General features: G+C 40.4%; 4 protein-coding genes. 2 read left to right on the forward strand and 2 right to left on the reverse strand.

The window, feature by feature from the left end; all coding sequences use genetic code 11:
• Positions 1-80: 80 nt before the first annotated feature.
• Entirely contained in the window at positions 81-356 is a 276-nt protein-coding gene (locus B2X33_RS00485; RefSeq protein WP_296024862.1) for an HU family DNA-binding protein, read from the forward strand.
• A gap of 103 nt (positions 357-459) precedes the next feature.
• On the opposite strand, the gene B2X33_RS00490 is transcribed toward B2X33_RS00485, so the two are convergent.
• Positions 460-1,296 (reverse strand): SDR family NAD(P)-dependent oxidoreductase, encoded by an 837-nt coding sequence (locus B2X33_RS00490; protein ID WP_296666684.1) that lies wholly within the window; start codon positions 1,294-1,296, stop codon positions 460-462.
• Between the two features lie 21 nt (positions 1,297-1,317).
• Positions 1,318-2,886: a cardiolipin synthase gene (gene cls / locus B2X33_RS00495; RefSeq protein ID WP_296666687.1), complete on the reverse strand. Its 1,569-nt coding sequence runs from the start codon at positions 2,884-2,886 to the stop codon at positions 1,318-1,320.
• Between the two features lie 192 nt (positions 2,887-3,078).
• Between cls and B2X33_RS00500 the strand changes: the two genes are divergently transcribed.
• Positions 3,079-4,377: an Ig-like domain-containing protein gene (locus tag B2X33_RS00500; RefSeq protein WP_296666689.1), complete on the forward strand. Its 1,299-nt coding sequence runs from the start codon at positions 3,079-3,081 to the stop codon at positions 4,375-4,377.
• Positions 4,378-4,872 lie beyond the last annotated feature (495 nt).

A 4,872-nucleotide genomic window follows, 5' to 3' on the forward strand; every position in this document is an offset into this window, starting at 1 on the left:
TATAATATACAATGAAAAGTCTGTACGATATTGGAATTTACATATATACTTAAATTCTTATTCAAAATTGGAGGAAAGCAATGAATAAAGCAGAACTTATTGATGCTATTGCAGCAGACACAAAACTTACAAAAAAAGATGTAGACGCAGTTGTCAAGGCTTTTACAGAAAATGTAGCAAAATCATTGGAAAAAGGCGACAGCGTACAGCTTATTGGTTTTGGAACTTTCGATATTGGTGAAAGAGCTGCAAGAGAAGGCCGCAACCCAAAAACAGGCGAAACAATCAAAATTGCGGCTTCAAAGTGTCCAAAATTTAAGGCGGGAAAAGCTCTTAAAGACAGAGTTAACAAATAAGGACGTTTAGTGTATTGCTAAAATCTAAAGCAGTTTCTAGCGAGTTTTTTGCGGAAACTGCTTTTTTTTGCGGTGCCTGGCACGGCAATGATATTGCGTTGTGCTAATGCGGCCGTTTTGCAAATTTATATGTAAGTTTTGCGACAGTAAATTTTCCGACAAAGCGGCTTGCAAACGAAAGAAATTTCCATTTTGGAAAAGTCAAAATTATTTTTTTGCCTTTTTTTGCTTTTTTAAGACAGTGGCGCACAACTTTTACAGGATCTCTTCCATGCAAAACTTCCTTGCGCTTGCCGTTGGAAGCCACATTTGCAAAATTTGTGCTTACGCTGCCTGGACAAAGAGCGCAAACTTTTATTCCTTTTGGTTCGAGTTCTGCCGCCAGACCCACCGTAAAAGAAAGAACGTAGGCTTTTGTAGCCGCATAGACTGCAAAATTTCCAAGCGGCATAAAGGCTGCAAGCGACGAAACATTTATTATTTGCGAGCCGGAATTTAAATATTTAAGGACGTAGCCGCAAATTCCCGTCAGCGCGGTGCAGTTCAGTTCAATCATCGCAAGCTCTTTTTCGGAAGAAGTCTCGTCAAAAGGCCCGTAAGTTCCAAAGCCAGCATTGTTTATAAGACATTCAACTTCAAAATTTTCATTGGCGGCTTCGGATTTTAAAAGCCCGTCAAATTTATAAACGCCCGGAGCTCCGGTTAAATCGATCGGAAAAGTCCTGATTTTTGTTTTTGCAGGAGAATCTGGGCTTTTTGAGCTCAAAGTTTTTTCCGCTGTTTGCAAAAGTTTTTCGCTTGAGCGGGCAATGAGCCAAATTTCGCGGTTTTGAGAGGCATTTTTTTTGTCGCTTGCAAATTCATATTCGTTAAAAAGCTGGCGTGCAAATTCTGCTCCCATTCCAGAACTTGCGCCTGTAACAATCGTAATTTTTTTCATATTAACATTTTAGCACAGAAACTAAAGCAAAGTGCTAAAAAGCCGCAAAACCCTGTCCGTAAAACTCATCGAATGGTGCTTTTTGTTGTGATATTTTTCCGTAACATTGGCTGAGATTTTAAAAAGAGACTCAAAGTCTTTTTGAATGTCGGAAATCGCGCTTGTGTTGTACATTAAAACTCCGTTTTCAAAATTGTGATGAAAACTTCTAAAATCCATATTCACAGTCCCGACCGTTGCAAGCTTTCCGTCGGCAATCATTTGCTTTGAGTGGATAAAACCCGGCGTATATTCGTAAATTTTTATTCCGCTGTCGATAAGCTCGCCGTAAAAAGAGCGCGTAATCTTGTAAACAAGTTTTTTGTCAGGAATTCCGGGCGTTACAATTCTTATATCAACGCCGCGCAAAGACGCCAGAATAAGCTCGCGCTTCATTTCGTCGCCCAAAATCAAATAAGGCGTTGTAATCCAGACAGAATCTTTTGCCCATTTTATAAGGTTTAGATAGACATTTTCGCCGACATACAAATAATCGAGAGGCATATCTGCATAAGGCTGAATAAAACCGTCCGTTTTTGCAGGCAAAGGCTCAGTTTCGTCCGTTTCTTCTATAAAATATTTTGAAACACCTTCAAGCGTGCCTTTTTCCTGGCTGTTCCACATTTCCAAAAAAAGCTCTGTAAAAGTGTTTACGGCCTTTCCTTCAATCCTCAAGCCGCTGTCTTTCCATTGTCCGTACGGATGCGAATAATTAAAATACTCATCGGCAAGGTTGTAGCCGCCTGTAAAACCGATTTTTCCGTCAATAACCATAATTTTCCGGTGGTCGCGGTTGTTCATAAAAAGCGAAAAAAGAGGCGAAAGAGGGTTAAAGTCCCTGCACTCAATGCCAATCGCGTTCATTCGCTTAATAAATTTTTTGTTTATGTAGCCAATGCTTCCAACATCGTCGTACAAAATGCGGATTTCAACTCCGGCCGCAAGCCTTTCCTTTAAAACCGGCAGCATCCTGTCAAACGCTTTTGCCTCTTCGATTGCATGATACTCAAGAAAAATAAATTTCTGTGCTGTCGCCAAATCTTTAAGCTGGCAGTCAAGACACTCGACCGTGTTTCCATAAAATTTAGCGCCCGTGTTAAAAAAAGCCGGGAATTTTTCAACGAGAGACAGATATTTAAACTGATTTGCAACCCGCTTGTCCAAATTTTCGAGCGTTTTAAGAACATTTGAGTCGCTTTTTATGTGCCGGACGCTTTCCGCCTTGATTTTTGACGTATTATTTTTAACTCTTTTGGACTGATGGTTGTTTTCGCTCAAAAAATAAAGCGTAATTCCAACAATCGGCAAGACCAGAATCAAAATAAGCCACGGAACTTTAAGAGAAACGCTGTAATTTTGCTTGTTGTAGATGTGGATAACAAGAGCCGCAACCAAAAAATCCGAAGCAAGGCTAATCCATACAGAATACGACTTAAGCCAGCGGCTCACAGTCCACAGCCAGAAAAACTGCACTCCAAAAGACAAAAAAGTCGCGGCAAGACGGATAATACTGGAACGCAAAAACTGCTTTAATTTAAGGGTTTTAAACATTTTTAGCCTCTTACAACATATCTAAAAGAATAATAGGTTCAATTTCGAGTTTTGTAAATTTACTGTCATTGCCGTGCTTGACACGGCAATCTTGCTTAAAAAAGTCAGTATTGTACAAATACCCCCCCCATTTTTAAATAAAACGGTGTTATTATAACTATTAACAAAATGTTTTTTTTTGGAGGAGAAAATATGAAAAAAATGTTGAGAATTGTCGCTGCATTTGCCGCGCTGCTTGCAATGACAAATTTTATTGGCTGCTCTAGCGATGACGACAGCGGCGAGGAAACTGTTGCTGTTACAGAAGTAAAAATCACATCGACAGTAAAAGAAGTAGAAGCCGGAAAAACAATTACTCTTGAAGCGACTGTTTCGCCGGAAAACGCAACAGACAAGACTGTTACATGGAATTCTTCTGACACTACAGTTGCAACAGTTGATTCAACAGGTAAAGTTACAGGCGTAGCGGCAGGAACTGCCACAATCACAGCAAGCGCTGGCGGAAAAAATGCGACAGTTGAAGTAACTGTAAAAGCGGCTGCAACTAGCGGTGGCGAAACTGGCGGAAGCGAAACCGGAGGTGAAACTGGTGGCGAAACTGGCGGAAGCGAAACCGGAGGTGAAACTGGTGGAGAAACCGGTGGCGAGACAGGAACAACAACAGGATTTGAAAATACTTACTGGGTTCTTGAAGAAGCTGTTGAAGAACACAGCGGTGTAAAACTTACTTTACAAAATATTTCATACGCATATGTTAAGGATTCGACAAGCGGCACTACTTATATAGCTGATATACAAAATGCTGTAGAAGCACTTATTAAGGCTAACGGTGGTACAACAACAGTTGCTTATTCAGATACTGACATTACCTCATTTACATACACCGTAAACGGTAAAAATATTACAATGACTTCAACTTCTGAAGGCGAAACAAGCACACTTACAGGAACTATTGTTGACGAAAACACATTAAAATTTACAGATAATTCAGACGGAGAACCTTTTGAGTATACTCTAAAAAAAGCAGCAGCCGCACCAACAGAAGCTACAGTTATAGTAGAAGTTACAGCAGCACCGAGCGGTGAAAGTTTTACTATAGACTTGACAGATGCAAGTTCAACTTCTGAGCTTTATGCCGCATTAAGCAAGCTTGAATTAAAAGGAACTCTTGAGAATGGAGTTTATGATGGAATCAATCTTTCAGGAGCTGTTACTCGTGGGAATGACAAATCAAAAGTTGTTCTTGAAGTAAAGGGAACTATGACATTTGCAGTTGTTGCAGGAGCTAAAATCACAATAAAGCCAGGTTCAACATCAGGTTCAAACACAAGCACCTATGTAATTTCTGGAGCTGGAGTTTCTGCAAATGAAAGCATAATTGGAACAAGTTACGAAGCTAAGACTTACACTGCGACTGAATCAGGAGATTTCGTATTAACTACAGGAACAGATAGAGGTGTTAGATTCACATATATTTCAGTTGAATACTAAATATTAAGAAGTAATTTTAGTCACACTAAAATCCAGCCCGGCAAAAGGCAAAAGTTCCGTTTTTGGAAACTTGCCCAAGCCGGGTTTTTTATTTGTGTTTTAGGTTTAATTTTGAGTTTTAGATTTTAGTATCATTATCTGGCTTGCCCCTTGTCATTATTGTCGGGACTTGCCTTTTTGTCATTATCGGACTTGATCCGATAATCTCCTTAAAAGCAGATTGCCCGGTCAAGCCGGGCAATGACAGTTGTTTAGAGATTGATAAACGAGTTTGCTGTGCGGAATAATTCCGTTTGCAGAAATTATGCCAGTTTGCCGTGTGGATAGATTCCTGTGTCGGGGCACAGGAATGACAAAAAAACGCATTGTCATTGTCGGAATTGCTCTGCAAAAGCGGGAAGACTTAGGTTTTGCCGTAAGCTTTAGCCCGGACATTAGCCAAGCCGCAGGCTGTGCGCAGCACCGCGCGTTAGCAAGTGGCGGTTGGCCGGTTTG

The organism is Treponema sp. UBA785 (genome assembly GCF_002297065.1).
Classification (GTDB): Bacteria; Spirochaetota; Spirochaetia; order Treponematales; family Treponemataceae; genus Treponema_D.

What these genes read in the sequence shown, in the direction of transcription:
- cls (WP_296666687.1), bottom strand. Translation starts at nt 2,886, where the DNA reads ATGTTTAAAACCCTTAAATTAAAGCAGTTTTTGCGTTCCAGTATTATC.
- B2X33_RS00500 (WP_296666689.1), top strand. Translation starts at nt 3,079, where the DNA reads ATGAAAAAAATGTTGAGAATTGTCGCTGCATTTGCCGCGCTGCTTGCA.
- B2X33_RS00485 (WP_296024862.1), top strand. Translation starts at nt 81, where the DNA reads ATGAATAAAGCAGAACTTATTGATGCTATTGCAGCAGACACAAAACTT.
- B2X33_RS00490 (WP_296666684.1), bottom strand. Translation starts at nt 1,296, where the DNA reads ATGAAAAAAATTACGATTGTTACAGGCGCAAGTTCTGGAATGGGAGCA.